Annotated in this window: 15 protein-coding genes and 1 pseudogene; 7 read left to right on the top strand and 9 right to left on the bottom strand. The window is 72.0% G+C overall.

Annotation, left to right across the window (positions count from 1 at the left end; genetic code table 11):
• The first annotated feature begins 224 nt into the window (after positions 1–224).
• A complete protein-coding gene (gene glsA / locus ACZ4UX_RS19875; protein WP_352286547.1) occupies positions 225–1,589 on the top strand; it encodes a glutaminase A in 1,365 nt (454 codons plus the stop codon).
• Between the two features lie 120 nt (positions 1,590–1,709).
• Here glsA and ACZ4UX_RS19870 read toward each other — a convergent pair whose 3' ends face one another.
• From ACZ4UX_RS19870 to ACZ4UX_RS19855, 4 genes are all read right to left on the bottom strand, one after another.
• A complete protein-coding gene (locus ACZ4UX_RS19870) occupies positions 1,710–2,384 on the bottom strand; it encodes an RDD family protein (RefSeq protein ID WP_465707593.1) in 675 nt (224 codons plus the stop codon).
• 133 nt (positions 2,385–2,517) lie between these two features.
• Entirely contained in the window at positions 2,518–3,390 is an 873-nt protein-coding gene (locus ACZ4UX_RS19865; protein WP_465707592.1) for a GNAT family N-acetyltransferase, read from the bottom strand.
• 84 nt (positions 3,391–3,474) lie between these two features.
• Positions 3,475–3,609, bottom strand: a complete 135-nt coding sequence (locus ACZ4UX_RS19860) for a hypothetical protein (protein WP_465707591.1) — start codon at positions 3,607–3,609, stop codon at positions 3,475–3,477.
• Complete coding sequence (locus ACZ4UX_RS19855) at positions 3,606–4,736, bottom strand: radical SAM protein (RefSeq protein ID WP_465707590.1); 1,131 nt, start codon at positions 4,734–4,736, stop codon at positions 3,606–3,608. Before ACZ4UX_RS19855 ends, ACZ4UX_RS19860 begins: the two co-directional genes overlap by 4 nt.
• 204 nt (positions 4,737–4,940) lie before the next feature.
• Here ACZ4UX_RS19855 and ACZ4UX_RS19850 point away from each other — a divergent pair.
• Positions 4,941–6,283 (top strand): annotated as a pseudogene (locus ACZ4UX_RS19850) (tetratricopeptide repeat protein).
• Between the two features lie 410 nt (positions 6,284–6,693).
• Here the strand turns inward: ACZ4UX_RS19850 and ACZ4UX_RS19845 are convergent.
• On the bottom strand, positions 6,694–7,674 hold the full coding sequence (locus tag ACZ4UX_RS19845; RefSeq protein WP_465707589.1) for an ROK family protein: 981 nt from the start codon (positions 7,672–7,674) through the stop codon (positions 6,694–6,696).
• Between the two features lie 128 nt (positions 7,675–7,802).
• On the opposite strand from ACZ4UX_RS19845, the gene ACZ4UX_RS19840 reads away from it, so the two are divergent.
• On the top strand, positions 7,803–8,588 hold the full coding sequence (locus ACZ4UX_RS19840) for a DeoR/GlpR family DNA-binding transcription regulator (protein ID WP_352286541.1): 786 nt from the start codon (positions 7,803–7,805) through the stop codon (positions 8,586–8,588).
• 66 nt (positions 8,589–8,654) lie between these two features.
• On the opposite strand, the gene nagA is transcribed toward ACZ4UX_RS19840, so the two are convergent.
• On the bottom strand, positions 8,655–9,827 hold the full coding sequence (nagA, locus tag ACZ4UX_RS19835; RefSeq protein ID WP_465707588.1) for an N-acetylglucosamine-6-phosphate deacetylase: 1,173 nt from the start codon (positions 9,825–9,827) through the stop codon (positions 8,655–8,657).
• Between the two features lie 503 nt (positions 9,828–10,330).
• Here nagA and ACZ4UX_RS19830 point away from each other — a divergent pair.
• Positions 10,331–12,838 (top strand): SpoIIE family protein phosphatase, encoded by a 2,508-nt coding sequence (locus ACZ4UX_RS19830; protein ID WP_465707728.1) that lies wholly within the window; start codon positions 10,331–10,333, stop codon positions 12,836–12,838.
• Positions 12,839–12,949: 111 nt separating this feature from the next.
• On the opposite strand, the gene ACZ4UX_RS19825 is transcribed toward ACZ4UX_RS19830, so the two are convergent.
• From ACZ4UX_RS19825 to ACZ4UX_RS19815, 3 genes are all read right to left on the bottom strand, one after another.
• Positions 12,950–13,150, bottom strand: a complete 201-nt coding sequence (locus tag ACZ4UX_RS19825; protein ID WP_359808834.1) for a hypothetical protein — start codon at positions 13,148–13,150, stop codon at positions 12,950–12,952.
• Complete coding sequence (locus ACZ4UX_RS19820; RefSeq protein WP_329485508.1) at positions 13,147–13,563, bottom strand: VOC family protein; 417 nt, start codon at positions 13,561–13,563, stop codon at positions 13,147–13,149. Before ACZ4UX_RS19820 ends, ACZ4UX_RS19825 begins: the two co-directional genes overlap by 4 nt.
• Positions 13,564–13,769: 206 nt before the next feature.
• Positions 13,770–14,657, bottom strand: a complete 888-nt coding sequence (locus tag ACZ4UX_RS19815) for a LysR family transcriptional regulator (RefSeq protein ID WP_465707587.1) — start codon at positions 14,655–14,657, stop codon at positions 13,770–13,772.
• Positions 14,658–15,189: 532 nt separating this feature from the next.
• On the opposite strand from ACZ4UX_RS19815, the gene ACZ4UX_RS19810 reads away from it, so the two are divergent.
• From ACZ4UX_RS19810 to ACZ4UX_RS19800, 3 genes are all read left to right on the top strand, one after another.
• Complete coding sequence (locus tag ACZ4UX_RS19810; protein ID WP_465707586.1) at positions 15,190–16,464, top strand: extracellular solute-binding protein; 1,275 nt, start codon at positions 15,190–15,192, stop codon at positions 16,462–16,464.
• Positions 16,465–16,585: 121 nt separating this feature from the next.
• A complete protein-coding gene (locus ACZ4UX_RS19805; protein WP_465707585.1) occupies positions 16,586–17,524 on the top strand; it encodes a carbohydrate ABC transporter permease in 939 nt (312 codons plus the stop codon).
• Positions 17,521–18,420, top strand: coding sequence for a carbohydrate ABC transporter permease (locus tag ACZ4UX_RS19800; protein ID WP_396489374.1), 900 nt, complete (start codon positions 17,521–17,523; stop codon positions 18,418–18,420). Before ACZ4UX_RS19805 ends, ACZ4UX_RS19800 begins: the two co-directional genes overlap by 4 nt.
• Positions 18,421–18,490 lie beyond the last annotated feature (70 nt).

Here is an 18,490-nt window from a genome sequence, read left to right as displayed (position 1 = left end):
CGGGTCGGCGGGGCGGCGACCGCCGCCGGTGCGTCGCGGGCGGGAGCGGGCCGCGCCCCTGGCATGCTGCTGAGCGCGGCTTCGTCCGGCCCCACCCGACCGGGCCTCCCGACCGGCCTCCCGACCGGTGGGCCGGCGGGTGGGCCTCCCGGTGGGCAGCGGCAGCGGGCGCCCTGGGGCCCGGGAGCCCGGAACGGCGGAGCGGGAACGGAAGGGGTGCGCGCGTGGACCCGGTGACGAAGGCGCTCAACGAACTGCACCGGCGGATCAGCGGGTTGACGGACGGCGAAGTCGCCTCCTACATCCCGAAACTCGCCCAGGCCGACCCCGACGACTTCGGGATCGCCCTCACCAGCATGGGCGGCCGCCGCTACCAGGCGGGCAAGGCCGACACCGAGTTCACCATCCAGTCGGTCTCCAAGCCCTTCGTCTACGCACTGGCCCTCACCGACCTCGGGCCCGACGAGATGCTCCGACGGGTCGGCGCCGAGCCCAGCGGCGAGGCCTTCAACGCCATCAGCCTGGAGCCGGTCACCGGGCGCCCGGCCAACCCGATGGTCAACGCCGGCGCGATCGCCACCACCGCCCTGGTCGCGGCGGCCGACCCCGAGGCGCGGTCCGCCCGGATCCTGGACTGCCTGTCCGCGTTCGCCGGCCGCCGACTGGGCTACGACGAGGAGGTGTACGCCTCCGAGGCCGCCAGCGGCGACCGCAACCGCGCGCTGGCCTACCTGATGCGCTCGGCCGGCTCGTTGACCGACGACCCGTACGCCGTGACGGCCACCTACTTCCGCCAGTGCTCCGTCCTGGTCACCGCGGCCGACCTCGCGGTGATGGCCGCGACCCTGGCCAACGGCGGCCGCAACCCGGTCACCGGCGAGCGGGTCGTGGAGCGGAGCGTGGCGGTGCGGACCCTGGCGGTCATGGCCACCTGCGGGATGTACGACGGCGCCGGGGAGTGGCTGCTGAACGTCGGGCTGCCGGCCAAGAGCGGGGTCGCCGGCGGGCTGATCGCGGCCAGCCCGGGCCGGTTCGGGGTCGCGGTCTACAGCCCGCCGCTGGACCGGGAGGGCAACTCCGTGCGGGGCGTGGCCGCGCTCACCGCGATGTCCGAGCGGCTCACCCTCCACCTCATGCACGCACCGGTGCACCTGACGGCCACCGTCACCGACACCGGGCACGGCGCGCGCTCCTCCCGCACCCGCAGCCCGGAGCAGACCGCGCTGCTCAACCGCAGCCGGCAGCGCATCATCGCCGTCGGCGCCCAGGGCGAGCTGGAGTTCACCGAGACCGAGCAGCTGCTGGGCGCCGTCGAGGGGGCCGTCCCCGCGACCCCCGGCTGGCTGGTGCTGGACCTGATGGCCGTCACCGGCATCCGCCCCGGCTCCGCCGCGATGCTCGCCGCCGGTCTGGCGGACATCGCCCAGCGGGGCCACCGGATCGTCGTCGCCGCCCAGGAGCCGTTCCTGGCCGCGGCCGACGGGCACCCCGACTGGCAGGCCTTCACCAGCCGCGACGACGCGGTGGCCTGGTGCGAGGACCGGCTCCTGGCCGGCGAAGCGCCCCTCGCCCCGTCCGCCCCGAGCTGACCTCGTCGGGGCGTGCTGCCGGGCTGCCCGGTGCCACCAGAACGCACGGAGCCCGGTCACCGCCGACGACGATCGGGGCGACCGGGCTCCATCGGGCCCGCCGGGCGGACCGGCCCGCGGTCAGGACTCCTTGACCACCACGGTCTTGGCCGCTTTGTCGTGGAAGCACTGCTGGAGCGGCTTGTCCCAGAGCAGCGACAACACGTTCACCAGCGAGAACACCGAGCCGACGCAGTAGACCGCCTGGGGCAGGCCGTAGACCGCACTGCGGGTCCACAGCTCGTTGTCGCTCGGGCGGCCGCCGTGCGTCGCCGAGACCACCCGCAGCTTCATCGCCTTCTTGCCGACCGTCTGCTGGCCCTGGCTGAGCATCATCGCCGCCTCGTAGGCGAAGACGATCAGCGCGCCGATGACGGCGGCCAGGATCGAACCCGCCACGGTCGTGAGGGCCAGCTGGAGCACGATCAACGGGATCAGCAGCACGCCCAGGTCGATCAGACGGGCCAGGAAGCGGTCGGCCGGGGTGGCCAGGGTCCGGCTCCCGGGCGGCGGCGGTCCGTAGGGGCCCGCCGGGGTGGCCCACGGCGGGAGCTGGCCGCCGCCCTGCGGGTAGCCCTGCGCGGGCGGCGGGTAGCCGGGAGCGCCCTGGGCGTAGCCGGGCGGCGGGTAGGCGGCGCCGGGCTGCGGGTCGTAGGGGCCCTGCGGGGCCCCGTAGCCCGGCTGCGCCGGCGGCGGCTGCTTGCCGTACGGGCTCTCGTCCGACGGGTAGCCGTAGCCGGGGGGTGGGTTCGTCATCGTCCTGCTCGTTTCGTCGCGGCTTGTCCCTCGGGTCTAGTGGCTCCGACGATCGTTTAGGAAGACCCTGGGGCCAACCGTTACGTGAATACCCCGGACCTGCCCCCTCGTCACCCGCCGACCGGCGGGTTCGTCAGGAGCTTGCGGTGTGGACGAACCCGAGGGTGGCGAGCCCTTCGGCCTGACACAGAGCATCGGAGGCGCCGTCGAGCTCGGTCTGCAGAAGTTGGTAGGAGGCGCCGTGGTCCTGTCCCCACTGCATGGCCGCACGCCACAGCCGACGGCCGATGCCGCGGCTGCGGTGGTCCGGCAGGACGCCGAAGTACTGGGGCAGCAACCGCGGGTCGCCGCCTGAGTCCTTCATGATCTCCATCGGGCCGATCGCCCCGGCCACCTTGTCGTCGACGACGACGGCGAGGATCGGTCCATCCAGGGCGCCGGCCTGGAATGTGTTCCACAGGAAGGCGAAGCCATCAGCGGCCATCACATCGGCGAACTCGGCGAAGGTGGCGGCTACGGCCACCGGGAGGTTCTGGAGTTCGTCCACGCTCGGTCCGGGCTGCTCGAAGGGGCCGAACGTCTTGAGTTGGACCCGGGTGCAGGTGGCCCCGGCGGGCGGGACGGCGTCGGCCGGCTGGAACCAGAGGACGCGGGCCGCCCCGGCGCCGTACTCGGCCTGCAATTCGGCGGCTGCGTCGAGAAGGCGGGGCAGATCGGGCGCGGCACGGCTGTAGGAATGGAGTTTGATCGCGCCCCGGCCTCGCCGGGTGAGGGTGGGAATGAGGGTGTGGCCGCCGTACTGGGTGATTGCCTCGACCAGGACGGTCTCGTCCTTCGTGGTGGACCAGCGCTGGTCCTTGTCGTGCGGCAGAAAGCGGCCTGTACCGGCCACGGCCAGGACGTCGGCGAACAACTCGGGGGTGAGAGCGTCGGGGTGGACCGGACCGAGGGTGGGCACATACGGGACGGTCACCAGGGGGCTCAGCCGGTCCCATTCGAATCGCATGGCGGCACCCTACTCACGGGCACCGTATGTCGCAGGCTCCGGCGCGAATGAGCCGGAGCCTGCGATGACCGGACCGGTCAGGATCTAGAACGGGTTGTCGTCGCCTGCGTTGCAGGAGCACTTCGTCGACTCGGCGAGGTCGTCCATGTCATCGACCATCTCGATCTCGACCGGGCCGACGCCCGACCTGCCGAGCTGGACCAGGGCCACCGGATTCATGCTGACACCTCCTCCCTCTTCCGTCCGTGCCGGCAGTAACTTGCGAGTGGTGCCTTCGCCTCCTGGTAGAGCTTGGCCAGCGGCCGACAGACCCCGCAGGAGCCGGAGAGCCGGCAGCCGGAGCATCCACCGGTGCGAAGCATGAGGGAGTCGGCGATGGCGCCAAGCCTGCGGAGACCGTCGACGCCTTCGGTCATCAGGTCCACGCTCGGGTCGCGGCCGACCTTGCAGATCGACGCGATGCCGTGCGGGTCGGAGTGGAAGAAGGTGTGGCCCGCGTTGCAGCCGGAGAACACCTTCCGCCGCCGCAGGTGCCGGGCGGACTGCGACGGCAGCGACTCGTCGCCACCGTAGATCGTCGGCGACATGTTGACGTAGGAGTTGTGCTCAAGGCCCCAGTTCTCGGCCATGGCGACCATCGCGGCTTCCTCGTCGGCGCTGTGCTCGGTGACGACGAGGTTGAGCCGCACCGGGATGCCGGCCTCCAACGCGGCGGACATGCCCTTCCGGAACATGGCGAAGGAGCCCTTGCGGCGTGTCAGGCCGTCGTAACTGGCGGCCGTCGCACCGTAGACGCTGACGACGACCCGGTAGGCGGGCAGCGTGGTGAGGACCTCCAGGATCTTCGGCTGCCACAGCCGGGAGCCGTTCGTGGAGATTGTGATCATCATGCCGAGCTCGGCTGCGAGCGCGTACGAGGCGGTGAAGTCCCGGTCGACGGTCGGCTCACCACCAGTGATCTGGAGCCAGAGGACACCGGCGTCGCGCATGGTGTGCAGGAGCTTCGCCTTGCCATCCATGGACAGTCCCTCGAACCGCTTCAATCCGAGGTAGCAGTGCTCGCAGTCGTAGTTGCAACCGAGGTTGATCTCCCACGACACCCGGCTGTACCGCGGGTCGGCCTTGGTGCGGACCAGCAGGTAGTCCCGCGCCGGACTATCCGGCGCGAGGTCGAGCGCCCAGCGCCGGCGGGCACCTTCGACCAGCCACGCCGGGGCCGGTTCACCGGCCTCCGTGCTCTGCTCCAGTTCGACGAACTGTCGGGCCGGGACCTTGATCCCAGCTGTGCTACCGGGGCGGAGGACGAGGTAATCGTCCAGGAACCGGCTGGCGATGAGTTGATGCACGGCGGTGCCTCCTCGAAGGTGTCGCGCGGTCTCTGGTGGACGTCGTTTCCTTGCAGTCCGCCGGGGCCCGCGAAGATTCGCCCGGGGCGCTTCCTCGCGCCCCCAATCGACCTGACAGCCAGTCAACAGGTGTGTGCCTGCAGTAAGCACGGTAGAGACACCCCGGAACCTTGAAACCCTTGAAACCTGGCACGGGGGGCACCCATGGCAACACGCGAACGAACACCGAACCGCAAGCTCGCCGCCCTGGTTACGGAGACGCGCTGGAGCAACGGCGAGTTCGCCCGTGCGGTGAACCGAGCCGGCACCGAGGCCAAGCTCCGACTGAAGAACGACGAGTCCGCCGTCTCCCACTGGCTGTCGGGCACTCGGCCGATGACCAAGTACCAGGCCGTCGTACTGGAGGCCCTCACGCGCAGACTCGGACGGCCTGTCACCGTCTTCGAGGCCGGATTCGCCGACCTACCCGACGTTCGGCCCCGGCCCACGGATACCGTGGCGGGACTGATCGATCTCGGGAGCATGGACATGGACCCATCGCGAAGGGGCGTGCTCGGGGCGGGCCTGTACTCGGTCGCCCTGACCATCCCCGACTGGCCGGACATCGTGGGACGGCTCGACCGGATCAGGACCAACCCGCACACGCGGATCGGCATGGCCGAGGTCGAGATGGTGAGAGCCGTGACCGAGCGGATCAGTGAGCTCGACGACCAGTTCGGGGGCCGCACCACCCGGCCGATGGCCGCCGCGTTCATGGTCAACAACATCGCCCCGTACTTGCAGGCCGACGCCTCGGACACCGTCCGACGGGCCATGCTGTCCGCCGCCGCCGATCACCTCTACCTGACCGGCTACATGGCTGTTGACGAGCGCCTGGACAAGCTCGGCCAGAGCTACTACAGGAAGGCTCTGGAGCTGGCCGGTGCGGCCGGCGATCACTGACGTACTGCACCACCCTTCGGGGAATGAGCGTCCAGGCCGCCGAACTCGGCCACGGCGCCGCCGCCCTGCGCTATGCGGACGCGGCGTCAGCCGCATCCCCCGAGGCCGGTCCCCGGATGCGTGCCTTCCTCGCCGGGCAGCAGGCCCATGCCCTCGCCCAGACCGGAGACCGCACCGGCGCGCTGGCGATGCTGCGCGAGGCCGAGATCGCGATGGAGAGGGCGGAGTCCAAGGCCACCGCCCACGGGTCCTACGACCAGGCGTCCCTCAACTACCACGTCGCGCAGGTCAACTACGAGCTCGGCGACAGGGAGACGGCAATCCGCGCACTTGAGCGTTCCGAGAAGGTCCGACCTCTGGTGTACCGGCGGGCCAGGGTCCGACACCGTTCAATGCTCGCCGAGTGGCGACTTCAGGCCGGCCGACTGGAGGAGGCCGTCGGCGAGTGGCACCGTGCGCTCGACGACTTCCCTCACATCCAGTCGGGCCGGGCCGACGACCGCTTCCGTGCGATGCTCTCCGCCCTCCAACCTCACGCCAGGAACCCACACGTCCGAGAGTTGTACGAACGCGCCCGACCGATGGCCGCCGCCCGCCCGGTGTGACCTGGCGATGCGCTGCATCCGTAGGCCGTCGGCCCGTGACCGGCCGCCCCGCTCACGAGCTGGGCCCGCCACTGGGGATCATCCGGGACACAGTCGTCAACCTGACCATGGCGGGCCGAGTTGGGCGAGTGCGGATCAGCCAACCGGCGCGGCACCACAAGCACCACCTGCGATGATTCGGGGCCCGGGAAGGCGTCCTCGGCGGCCAGGGCCTGTTCGGCCCGGCGGTGCAGTAGGGGAGCCGGGGGCGGTGTGGCACTGCCTGCCAACCAGCGGCTCGATCAGGCCATTCCGGCCGGTGCCGGCACGGAAGCAGTGCCAAATGGCAACTCCGAAGCCACCCGCGCCGACGAACCTGCCTGCAGGCCCCGTCACCGCAGCTATGACAGAGGGCTCGTGTGCGCCCCCGGCTACGCGGAGTGGTGCCCGGCGGCCTCCGCGTCGGCCGGGTGACGGGGTGGGCGCAGGTCCTGGGCGAGTAGGGCCGCGCCCAGGGCCGCGGCCCGGCGGCCGAGGGCGGAAGCGACGATGCGGGGTGGATTCGGGGAGGTCAGGCGCTCGGACAGGGCTTCCCGGAGCGGGTCGAGGTAGGTCCGCCCGGCGAGGGACAGGGGGCCGCCGATGACGATCCGTTCGGGGGCGGTGTCGCCGACCGCGGCGGCCAGGACCTCGGCGAGGCCTTCGACGGCCTCCTGCCAGATGGCGGCGGCCGTCCCGTCGCCCGCCGCGGCCCGGGCCTGGACGTCCCTGGCGGTCACGCGCGCCTCGCCGGTGGCGAGGCGGTAGCGGCGGGCGATCGCGGCAGCCGAGGCGATCGTCTCCAGGCAGCCGCTCCCGCCGCAGGGGCAGGGGTCGCCGCCCGGGCGGACCACGACGTGGCCGAGTTCGCCGTCGCCGCCCGGCGCGTGCCCGTCGAGCACCATCGAGGCGGCGATGCCGGTGCCGACCGGAACGTAGAGGAAGGAGCGGCACGAGCGGCCGGCGCCGAGCCGGGCCTCGGCCAATCCGCCGGCGCGGACGTCGTGGCCGAAGGCCACCGGAACGTCGAGTTCCTCGGCCAGCCAGCGCCGGACGGGGATCTCGCGCCAGCCGAGGTGGGCGGCGAAGACGGCGGTGCCGGTCGCCTCACCGACCAGGCCGGGCACCGCGATGCCGGCCGCCGACGGCGCGTGGTGCCGGGCGAGGTCGGCGGCGTACTCCAGGACGGTCTCCAGCACGGCGTCCGGTCCGCGGTCGGCGCGGGTCGGCCGCCGGCCGCTGTGCACGAGCGAGCCGTCCGGCGCCATCGCGACGGCCCGGATCTGTGCGACGCCGACCTCCAGCCCGATCACCACGGCGCTCCGGACCTCGGCGCGGTGGGTCGGGGGGTTCTCCGCAGCCGTGATCTCCACCTGCCCTCCGTGATCGAATATGATGACTGTCTAGCCAATCCAATCACAGAGATGCACGATCTCTGGCGGTTCGGTCACTGCGCCCGCGATAGGCTTCACCTGCCGACACGACATGTAAGGGAGAGACCATGGGGACGCACGAGAGGTGGACGCGTCTGCTGGAGATCCTGGGTGACCGGGGCCGGCTGGAGGTCGGCGAGGCCGTCGAGCTGCTGAGCGTCTCCGCGGCGACCGTGCGTCGTGACATGGACGAGCTCGCGAACCAGCAGCTGCTGGTGCGCACCCGCGGCGGCGCGGTGCTGAGCGGTGTCGCGTACGACCTGCCGCTGCGCTACAAGACCGCGCGGCAGGCGAACGAGAAGCTCAGGATCGCCAAGGCCGCGGCCGCGCTCATCCCGCCGGGGGCGGTGGTCGGCCTCAACGGCGGCACCACCACGTCGGAGGTCGCCCGGGAGCTCGCGACCCGGCCCGACTTCGCCGAACACAGCAACGGAACCGCGCTGACCGTCGTGACCAACGCGATCAACATCGCCAACGAGCTGGCCGTGCGCCCGTACGTGAAGACGGTGGTCACCGGCGGAGTGGCCCGCCCGAACTCCTACGAGCTGACCGGTCCGCTTGCCACCATGGTGCTCCAGGGCCTCGCGCTCGACTACGCCATCCTCGGCGTCAACGCCGTGGACGCCAAGAACGGCGCCGCCACCCACGACGAGGGCGAGGCAAGCGCCAACCGCGCCATGGCCGAGCGGGCGGACAAGGTGATCATCGTCGCGGACGCCACCAAGATCGGCCGCCGCGCCTTCGCACAGGTCTGCGCGGTCAACGAGTTCACGGTGCTGATCACCGACAAGGACGCCCCGGAGGAGATCGTCGAGCAGCTGATCGCCCAGGGCGTGGACGTGCACTCCGTCTGACCGCCCCCGGCACCGCGACGTTCGAAGGGGCCCGGCAGCTGCCGGGCCCCTTCGCGTGCGACCGCCTCAGGACTTCGCGCGGAGCGTCGGCAGATGGCCCGCCCCGGCGACCCAGACGCCCTTCTGCATCACGGCGACGACGTCGTGGGCGGCGTCCAGCACCACCAGGTCGGCCTGCTTGCCGGTCTCCAGCGAGCCGACGGAGTCACCCAGCCCCAGCAGTCGGGCGGGCACCGCGGAGAGCGACCGCGAGGCCTGCTCGGGAGTGAACCCGTCGACCGTCACCGCCCGCTTGAACGCCCGGTCGAGGGTCAGCGTGGAGCCGGCGATGGAACTGCCGTCGGCGAGTTCCGCGACGCCGGCACGGACCCGGATGTCCAGCGGACCCAGCCGGTAGGCGCCGTCGCCCATGCCCGCGGCGCTCATCGCGTCGGTGACCAGCGCGATCCGCCCGGCACCGACCGCGCGGTGGACGAGGCCGACCACCGCGGGGTGCACGTGCACGCCGTCGTTGATGAGCTCGACGGTGACCCGGTCGTCCTCCAGCAGCGCGCCGACCGGCCCGGGGTCCCGGTGGCCGAGGGCGGGCATGCCGTTGAAGAGGTGGGTGGCCACGGTGGCCCCGGCGTCGATGGCGGCGCGGACCGTGCGGTAGTCCGCGGCCGAGTGGCCGACCGCCGCGACGACCCCCGCGTCCACCAGGGTCCGGACGGCGTCGAGCCCCCCGGGCAGCTCCGGCGCGAGGGTGACCATGCGGGCGTGGCCCTTGGCGGCGTCCAGCAGCCGGCGCAGCGGTTCGGGGGCGGGGTCGCGCAGCAGGGCGGGCGCGTGGGCGCCGCACCGGCCGCGGGCGATGAACGGACCCTCGAAGTGGACCCCGGCCAGTACGCCGTCCTGGGTGAGTTCGGCGAGTACGGCGGCCTGGTGGCAGAGCTCGTCCAGCTCGGCGGTGACGGTGCTGGCGACGGTGGTGGTGGTCCCGTGCAGGCGGTGGAACCGCGCGGCGGCCATCACCTCCTCGCCGTCGGCGGAGGTGTACGAGGCGCCGCCGCCGCCGTGGACGTGCAGGTCGACGAAGCCGGGCACGACCAGGTGGCCGGTCAGATCCACGTCACCGGGTTCGGGAGTGCCCCCGAACCCGGTGATCAGGGCTCCTTCGACCGTGAGGCGTCCGCCGTCGACGGTGCCGGTGGCGGTCACCAGTCGAGCCCCGGACAGGGAGGTGCGGGTGGCGGTCATGCGGTGCCCGCCGGGCCGTGGGCAGCGTTCGCGTGGTCCATGGAGCCTCTCTTGCGGCGATCGTGCGGCGAGGAGCAGGGCGGCCCCGGGAGGGCGCTGGGCGCGGCAGATCTGCACTCTTGTGCAGCACTCGCGGGCTCTGCGATCAGATCACATCATTGTGGATGAGCCGAAAGTTGCACGCAAGGGCTCCCGGGGGCCGGGACGGGTGGACCGCCGACGGGCAGCGCAGTCGTCGGCGGTCCACCCGGAGGCGTCCGCAGGTCCCGGGTGGCACTCCCGTCCGGGACGGACCGGGAGTTGCGGGACATATCGGCGAACGCTATGGATGGGGGGTGATCAGACGCCACCGCTGGTCCTCGACGCGTCGCGGCCGCGGCGCACCCTCCGAGCGCGGGCGCGGCGGCGTGCGGGCGCTGCTGACCGTCCGGAGCCTGGCCGGCCGGGTGTTCCTGACCGAGATCGTGATCGTGCTGCTGCTGGTCGCCGCCGCGGTGACGGCGATGGTGCTGCAGGCGCGCTCCAGCACCGAGGACAGCGCGCGGCGGCTCACCCGGGGCGTCGCGGAGTCGTTCGCCCACGCGCCGGGACTGGTCCAGGCGCTCGACAGCCCCGATCCGTCGGCGATCCTGCAGCCGCAGGCCGAGGCGGTGCGGCTGGCGACCGGGGTGGACTCCATGGCGATCTACAGCGCCGGCTTCGTCCAGCTCACCTCGCCCTACCCGGACTACGTCAACCGGCCGTACGACCCGCCACCGTACGTGGCGCAGTACGTCATCCCGCAGTTGCTGGCCGGGCACACGGTCACCTTCGACATCGACCAGGGCGGGTTCCACGGGATCACGACCGTCGTCCCGGTGTTCGGCCCCGGCGGGGTCCCCAAAGGCGTCGTCAGCGTGAACATCACGGCCGGGAGGGTCAACTCGGTCGTCGGCGCGCACCTGCCCGTCCTGCTGGGCGGCGCGGCGGCCGCGGTGGCCCTGGCCGCGCTCGGCACGGCCCTGGCGTCACGCTGGCTGGTGCGCCAGACCAGGGGCCTCGGCCCCGCCGAGCTGGCCCGGATGTACGAACACCACGACGCCGTCCTGCACGCCGTCCGCGAGGGGGTGCTGATCATCAGCGGGGACGGCCGGCTGATGCTGGCCAACGACGAGGCCCGGCGCCTGCTGGACCTGCCGGCCGACGCCGCCGACCAGCGGCCGGTGGCCGAGCTCGGCCTGGACCCGGCGACCACCGCGCTGCTCTCCTCCCCCGAGGAGGTGACGGACGGCATCCACCGGGCCGGGACGCGGCTGCTCGCGGTGAACAAGCGGCCGACGCCCCGCTATGGCGGACTGCCCGGCAGCGTCGTGACACTCCGGGACTCGACCGAGCTGCACGAGCTCACCAGCCGGGTCGAGGCCGCCGGGCAGCGCCGGCAGCTGCTCTACGAGGCGGGCATGCGGATCGGACGGACCCTGGACATGGCCCGCACCTGCGAGGAGCTCGCCGAGGTGGCGGTCGGCCGCTTCGCCGACCGCATCGCCGTCGACCTGATCGACGCGGTCACCCGCGGCGAGGAGCCCGAGCCGGGCGGACTGCGCCTACGGCGGATGGCCCTGCGCGGCTCGGCCGGGGACGCGGCGCCGCTCCCCGAGGGCGCGGCGATCACCGTGACCGCGCCGACCCCGCAGGCCCGCAGCCTGGACAGCGGCCGCGCCGTGCTGGACGCCGCCCTCCCGACCCGCTCCGTGATCGTGGCGCCGCTGCAGGTGCCGGGCGGCGTCCTCGGCCTGGTCGAGTTCCGCCGGGCGCCCGACGGAACGCCCTTCGAGCCGGACGACCTGATCCTGGCCGAGGAGCTGACCGCCCGTGCGGCGGTCTCGCTGGACAACGCCCGCCGCTTCACCCGCGAGCACGGCACCGCCGTGGCCCTGCAGCGCAGCCTGCTGCCGCGCAGCGTGCCCGAACCGACCGGGCTCGCGGTGGCGCACCGCTACCTGCCGGCCCACGCCGGGGTGGGCGGCGACTGGTTCGACGTGATCGCCCTGCCCGGCTTCCGGACCGCCCTGGTGGTGGGGGACGTGGTCGGCCACGGCATCAACGCCGCCGCCGCCATGGGCCGGCTGCGGACCGCCATCCGTACCTTCGCGGCACTGGACCTGCCGGCCGACGAGCTGCTCGGGCGGCTGGACGAACTCGTCTCCCAGCTCGACGAGGAGGCGGACGGCTTCGAGATCACCGGCTCGACCTGCGTCTACGCGGTCTACGACCCGGTCTCCGGCGTCTGCACGCTCGCCCGCGCCGGTCACCTCGGGCCCGCCGTCGTCGCTCCCGACGGCACCGTGGCCTTCCCGGAGACGCCGCTCTCGCCGCCGCTCGGCGTGGGCGGCCACCCCTTCGAGACCGCGGAACTCCCCCTCGACGCCGGCTCCCAGCTCGTCCTGTTCACCGACGGCCTGGTGGAGGCCCGCACCGAGGACATCGACCGGGGCCTGGACCGGCTCCGCGCGGCGCTCGCCGGCGACGGGCGGCGCACCCCCGACGAGACCTGCCGGGCCGCGATGCGGGCCCTGCCCGTGCCGCACCCCACCGACGACGTGGCCCTGGTCGTCGCGCGGACGGGTCGGCTGGCACCGGACCGGGTGGCCGAGTGGGACGTCCCCGTGGACCCCTCGGCGGTGGCACCCGTCCGCGCCGCCTGCGTCCGCCGCCTGACCGAGTGGGGGCTCGACGAGATCGCCTTCACCACCGAGCTGATCCTCAGCGAGCTGATCACCAACGCGATCCGGTACGGCGCGCCGCCCGTCCGGGTCCGGCTGCTCCTCGACACCAGCCTGGTCTGCGAGGTGTCCGACGGGAGCAGCACCGCGCCGCACCTCCGCTGGGCCGCCGCCACCGACGAGGGCGGCCGGGGCATCTTCCTGATCGCCCAGCTCGCCCACCGCTGGGGCACCCGGTACACGCCGAGCGGCAAGGTCATCTGGTCCGAGCAGCCGCTCCCCGGCGACGGCTCCCCGGCGGCGGGCTGACGCCGCCCGCGCGCCCGACGGCGGCGGGCCCACGGACCACACCCCGCCGCCGCGGGAGCGACGGGGGCCCCGAGGGCGACGGGGCCGACGGGGGCGCGCAGCGTCCGGCGGTCAGGGCCGGCAGGATCCGCACCGGGGCGGCTCCGTCCGCGGGGCGGGGACGAACAGGCCGAACACCGTGTCGGCGACCACCCCGAAGTCGCCTCCCCCCAGGGCCTTCCGGTCGCCGCCGGGCGCCCGCGGACCGACGGCGGGATCCAGCAGGGCGGGGGCGGGCCCTTCGACGACCGGCGACGGATGGACGTCGGTCACGGCCGGCCCCCCTCGCCCGTGCGGACGCCGGAGGACCGGGCCGCTCCCCCGGGCTCGCTCCACTCCGCGAGCTGGACGTCGATGCCGTTGGGGTCGAGCACCCCGAACGTCCACGCGCCCCACGGCTGCAGGGTCAGCGGCGCGGTCACCTTCACCCCTGCCGCGACCAGGCGGGCCGCCTCCTCCGCGATGCCGGTGACGGTGAACGACACGTAGCCGTCGAGCGGCGGGTTCGGTGCCACCGCGAAGTCCGACAGGACCAAGGTGATGTCGGTGGCGGCGTCGTCCCGTTCGAGCTGGACGAAGCCGTCCGTGCGCAGGACTTCACGGAATCCGAGGTGCTCGGTGAAGAAACGGCTGGAGGCGGCCGGGTCACCGACCACCAGCGCCACGGTGGTGGACGTGATGTTCATGCCGTCCAGCCTGGTCGCCGGGCCGGGAGCGAACAACGGCGATTCTCGCAACGATCGTTAACCCCCGGCTTCACGATCCGGTCGGGCCGAGCGGCCCCGCCGCGGAAGGTGTGAGGCGGACGGCGTGAGGGGACGGCGCGCCGCGGACGGCGTGACGCGGAAGGCGTCCGGCGGATCCCCCGCACGACCGGTCCGCCGGGCGGACCCTAGAAGGCGAACACGCCGAGGTCGCGGACGGTGGCGGCGAGGGCGCGGATGGCGTCGTCCTCCGCCTCCGTCCGCCACACGAGGGCGAAGGAGAGCGGGGCGAGGTCGGTGATCGGCAGCCAGCGGACGTCGGGCATGCCCCAGTACCGGGTGACGTGGCTCGGGAAGGGCTGGACGATGTCGCCCATGGCGACCAGGTCGATCAGTTCGGAGGAGTGCGTCACCTGGTACGCGCGCTCGATCGGGCGGCCCTTGGGGGTGGTGAAGGGCAGGTACCCCTCCTCCCAGTAGTCCAGTCCGATCCGGCCGCTGCCCTGCGGGAAGTCGGCGAGGTTCTCGAGCCGGACCGACGACCGGCCGCCGAGCGGGTGGTCCGCCGCCACGGCGAGAATGCGCGGGTCGGTGAACAGGGTGGGGCCGACGGTCAGATCGGGCTCCTCGACGGGGAGCCAGGCGATGAAGACGTCGCATTCGCCGTCGCGCAGCTTGCCGAACGGGTCGTCCAGGACCGACAGCCGGACCTGCAGCTCCCACTGGGGGTGGCGCTTGCGGAACGTCTTCCAGTAGACGTGCAGGTCGCCGACGTTGAACGGCATCATCAGGACCCGCAGCCGCCCGCTCACCCCCTGGGCGGCCATCCGGGCGCGCTCCAGCGAGTCCTGGAGGCCCTGGTAGCACGGCCGCAGGTCGTCCCGCAGCTGCCGGCCGACCTCGGTCAGCCGCACCGTCCGGCTGGTGCGCTCGAACAGCATCGCCCCGACGCTGCGCTCCTGCTTCCTGATCGCCTGGCTGACCCGGGCCGGGGAGATGTGCAGCCGCTCGGCGGTCCGGCCGAAGTGCAGCTCCTCGGCCAGCGCCAGAAAGATCTCGATGTCCCGCAGCTCCACCAGCGTCCCCCGATGTTCCCCGTGCCGATCTTCCGATCGCCGCGAAGTCTACGGCGCCCGCCCCCTGGCCGGTATGACGGGCGGCCGCCGCCGAGGGGCCTCGGACCGACGGTTCCGGCACCGGGCGGACGCGCCGTCGAGGCCCCTCCCGGCGACCACGACGCGGGGCCGCTTGGCGTGATTGATTGTGATTCGTCAGACCGATTTCCGAGCATGGGCGCGCAGTGCAGCTGACTCGTCACGGGGTGTATCGCAATGACACGTCAAGGGTCGATAGTGGGTGTCGCATTGACAACGGTCTGGCAACAGGGCTGGACCGGCTCGAACGGCTGATGAACACTGAGCCATCAGAAGACGCCACAAGATGATTCATTCCTGCTAGATTTGCGCATATTCGCGCAGCAAGTCGCAGTCTCTCCGTCGGTCGAGCAGGTCTGACGACGGTCCTCCCAGCAGCCCGGATGCGACGTTCCGTGGCTCGAAGAACACGTCCGGCACCCGGCATCGCCCCCGGGGCCAGAGGAGGTCTCCCATGAAGAACCGCGCGCTCACGCTCCTGTCCGCCTGTACGGTCGGCGCGCTCGCCCTCACCGCCTGCGGCAGCAGCGGCGGCGACAGCGCGTCCGCGGACGGCACGGTCACCCTCAAGCTGGTGGCGGCCGACTACGGGGACAAGGCGAGCAACAGCTCCAAGGCCTACTGGGACGACGTCGCCCAGCGCTTCCAGGCCGCCAACCCCAAGATCAAGGTCGATGTCCAGGTCGTGAACTGGAACGACATCGACAAGCAGGTCAAGACGATGATCCAGAGCGGCAACGAGCCCGACATCCTGCAGACCGGCGGGTACGCCGACAAGGTCACGGACGACCTGCTCTACAAGGCCGACGACGTCATCTCGATGGCCACCAAGGCCAACCTCATCTCCACCTTCGCCTCGGCCGGCGAGGTCAACGGCGTCCAGTACGGCATACCGTTCGTCTCCTCGGCCCGCGCGTTCTTCTACAACAAGGCCCTGTTCACCCAGGCCGGCATCACCGAGGCCCCCAAGAGCTGGGACGACGTCAAGAAGGACGCCGAGCTGATCAAGGCCAAGGTCCCCGGCGTCACCCCGTACGCGCTCCCCCTCGGCCCGGAGGAGGCCCAGGGCGAGAGCGCGATCTGGGAGTTCGGCAACGGCGGTGCCATCACCGACGATTCGGGCAACTACACGCTCAACAGCGCGGCCAACGTCGACACCTTCAAGTGGCTGAAGACCAACCTGGTCGACCCCGGCCTGACCTACGCCAACCCGGCCACCACGGACCGCAAGACCGCCTTCGCGGACTTCGCCGCGGGCAAGGCCGCCATGCTCAACGGCCACCCGTCCCTGATCCAGATGGCCGCCGACGGCAAGGTCGACTACGGCGTCGCACCGATCCCCGGCAAGGACGGCGCGCTCAAGTCCACCCTCGGCGTGGCCGACTGGACGATGGCCTTCAAGAAGAACGGCCACAAGGAGCAGATCAAGCAGTTCCTGGACTTCGCGTACTCCAAGGAGAACACGCTGAAGTTCGACGAGCTCTACAACCTCATGCCCGTCACCCAGGACACCCTGACCGAGATGACGGCCAGCGGCAAGCACAAGGACCTGGAGCCGTTCTTCGCGCTGCTCCCGCAGGCCAAGTTCTACCCGCTCGGCAAGACCAGCTGGGACACCGTCTCCGCCGAGATGAAGAAGACCATCGGCACCGCCGTCAAGGAGGACCCGGCCAAGGTGCTGGGCGACCTGCAGAAGAAGGCCGAAGCCGCGGCCGCCGACACCAAGTAGGCGCCCCGGCCCCCCGACCGCGGGGGCGGCGGACCGCCCTGACTCAGCGCCGCCGCCCCCCCACCACCACCGTCCCGCTCCGTGCGGCACCCAGGCCGCACGCGCACGGAAGGCGCCTCCGGTGTCCCTCAACCCCTCCCGCTCCAAGGCGGCCGGGCCGGCCCCCGGCCCGAAGGCCTCCCGCCGACGCGGCCTCGACCGCCTCGGCCCGCTCCCCTGGATCGGCCCCGCCGTCCTGCTGATCATCGCCGTCGTCCTGTGGCCCGTCTACGAGATGGTCCACACCTCGTTCCAGCGGATCAGCACCAGCGGCTTCGTCCGCGGCTCGGCCGGCTTCGACAAGTACCGCAAGCTCTTCGACGAGACCGACCTCGGACACGTCCTGACCGCCACCGTCGTCTGGACCGTGGTCGTCGTCAGCATCACCATGGTCGCCTCACTGGCCCTCGCCCAGCTGTTCAACCAGCAGTTCCCCGGCCGCCGCCTCACCCGCTGGGCGCTGATCGCCCCCTGGGCGGCGTCCGTCCTGATGACCGCCATCGGCTTCAAGTGGATGCTCAACCAGACCGCCGGCGTCCTCAACACCGCGATGGTCGACCTCGGGATCATCGACGGCCCCAAGGACTGGCTCGGCGACCCGTCCACCGCCTGGCCGTGGATGATGTTCGTGGCGATCTTCGTCTCGCTCCCCTTCACCACCTACACCCTGCTCGCCGGTCTGCAGACCGTGCCCGCGGAGCTCTACGAGGCGGCGGAGGTCGACGGCGCCGGCACCTGGCGCACCTACCGCCTGATCACCCTGCCGCTGCTGCGCCCGGCCTTCCTCGTCGGCGTCGTCATCAACCTGATCAACGTCTTCAACTCCTTCCCCATCATCTGGGGCATGACGCAGGGCGGGCCGAGCAGCGACACCGCCACCACCACCGTCTTCATGTACCAGCTGAAGAACACCGACATCGGCGAGAGCGCGGCCATGTCCGTCGTCAACTTCGCCCTGGTCGTCGTCATGGTGCTGCTCTTCCTCAAGGTCAGCCGCTGGAACGAGGAGGAGAACCGATGACCCAGCAGACCCTCACCGAGCCCCGTACCGCGCAGCGCCGGCGCCGGCCCGCCGCCCCGGCCGCGCCGCCGGCCGGCCGGCGCCTGCGCCCCCGGACCGTGGTCGTCGCGGCCACCGCCTGGCTGCTGGCCGCCGTCTTCCTGCTGCCCTACGCGCAGATGGTGATCACCGCGCTGCGCCCGGCCGACGAGCTGCGCGACAACACCTACCTCCCGGAGCACTTCGCCTGGTCCAACTTCGTCGACGTCTGGCGCGAGTCCAACCTCGGCTCGAACCTGCGCGTCACCCTGCTGGTGGCCGGCGGGTCCACCGTGCTGGTCCTGCTGGTGGCGCTGCCCGCCGCGTACTACACGGCCCGGATGACCTTCCGCGGACGCAAGCTCTTCCTGCTGCTCGTGCTGGTCACCCAGATGTTCCAGCCGACGTCGCTCCTGGTGGGCCTCTACCGGGAGTTCTACCAGCTGGACATGCTCAACTCGGTCTGGACGCTGATCCTCTGCAACGCCGCCTTCAACCTGGCGTTCGCGATCTGGATCCTCAGCGCCTACATCGGCTCGATCCCGGTGGCGCTGGAGGAGGCGGCCATGATCGACGGTCTGAGCCGGTTCAGGGCGCTCCTGCGCGTCACGCTCCCGCTCGCGCTGCCCGGGGTCGTCACCGCCGTGATCTTCACCTTCATCGCGGCCTGGAACGAGTTCGTCATGGGCCTGACCCTGTCCACCGTGCCCGACAGCCAGCCGCTCACCGTCGGCATCAACAGCTTCGTCGGCAACTACACCGTGCAGTGGAACTTCCTGTTCGCCGGGTCGATCGTCGCCATCCTCCCGGTCGTGGTGCTCTTCGCCTTCATCGAGCGCCAGGTCGTCTCCGGACTGACCGCCGGATCCGTGAAGTAACCCGCCGGCCCGCACCCGCCGACCGTCGAGGACCGGCGGTCGGCAGGCCGCTGTGACCACCCCCCGAGCA

This window comes from Kitasatospora sp. NPDC028961 (assembly GCF_055564815.1).
The sequence above is the reverse complement of the archived record's forward strand: the minus strand, read 5'-3'. Positions and strand labels throughout refer to the sequence as shown.

Bases quoted from the DNA above. Each gene is read 5' to 3' on its own strand.
- ACZ4UX_RS19870 (WP_465707593.1), bottom strand. From the start codon at position 2,384: ATGACGAACCCACCCCCCGGCTACGGCTACCCGTCGGACGAGAGCCCG.
- ACZ4UX_RS19865 (WP_465707592.1), bottom strand. From the start codon at position 3,390: ATGCGATTCGAATGGGACCGGCTGAGCCCCCTGGTGACCGTCCCGTAT.
- ACZ4UX_RS19860 (WP_465707591.1), bottom strand. From the start codon at position 3,609: ATGAATCCGGTGGCCCTGGTCCAGCTCGGCAGGTCGGGCGTCGGCCCG.
- ACZ4UX_RS19840 (WP_352286541.1), top strand. From the start codon at position 7,803: ATGGGGACGCACGAGAGGTGGACGCGTCTGCTGGAGATCCTGGGTGAC.
- nagA (WP_465707588.1), bottom strand. From the start codon at position 9,827: ATGACCGCCACCCGCACCTCCCTGTCCGGGGCTCGACTGGTGACCGCC.
- ACZ4UX_RS19830 (WP_465707728.1), top strand. From the start codon at position 10,331: ATGGTGCTGCAGGCGCGCTCCAGCACCGAGGACAGCGCGCGGCGGCTC.
- ACZ4UX_RS19820 (WP_329485508.1), bottom strand. From the start codon at position 13,563: ATGAACATCACGTCCACCACCGTGGCGCTGGTGGTCGGTGACCCGGCC.
- ACZ4UX_RS19810 (WP_465707586.1), top strand. From the start codon at position 15,190: ATGAAGAACCGCGCGCTCACGCTCCTGTCCGCCTGTACGGTCGGCGCG.
- ACZ4UX_RS19800 (WP_396489374.1), top strand. From the start codon at position 17,521: ATGACCCAGCAGACCCTCACCGAGCCCCGTACCGCGCAGCGCCGGCGC.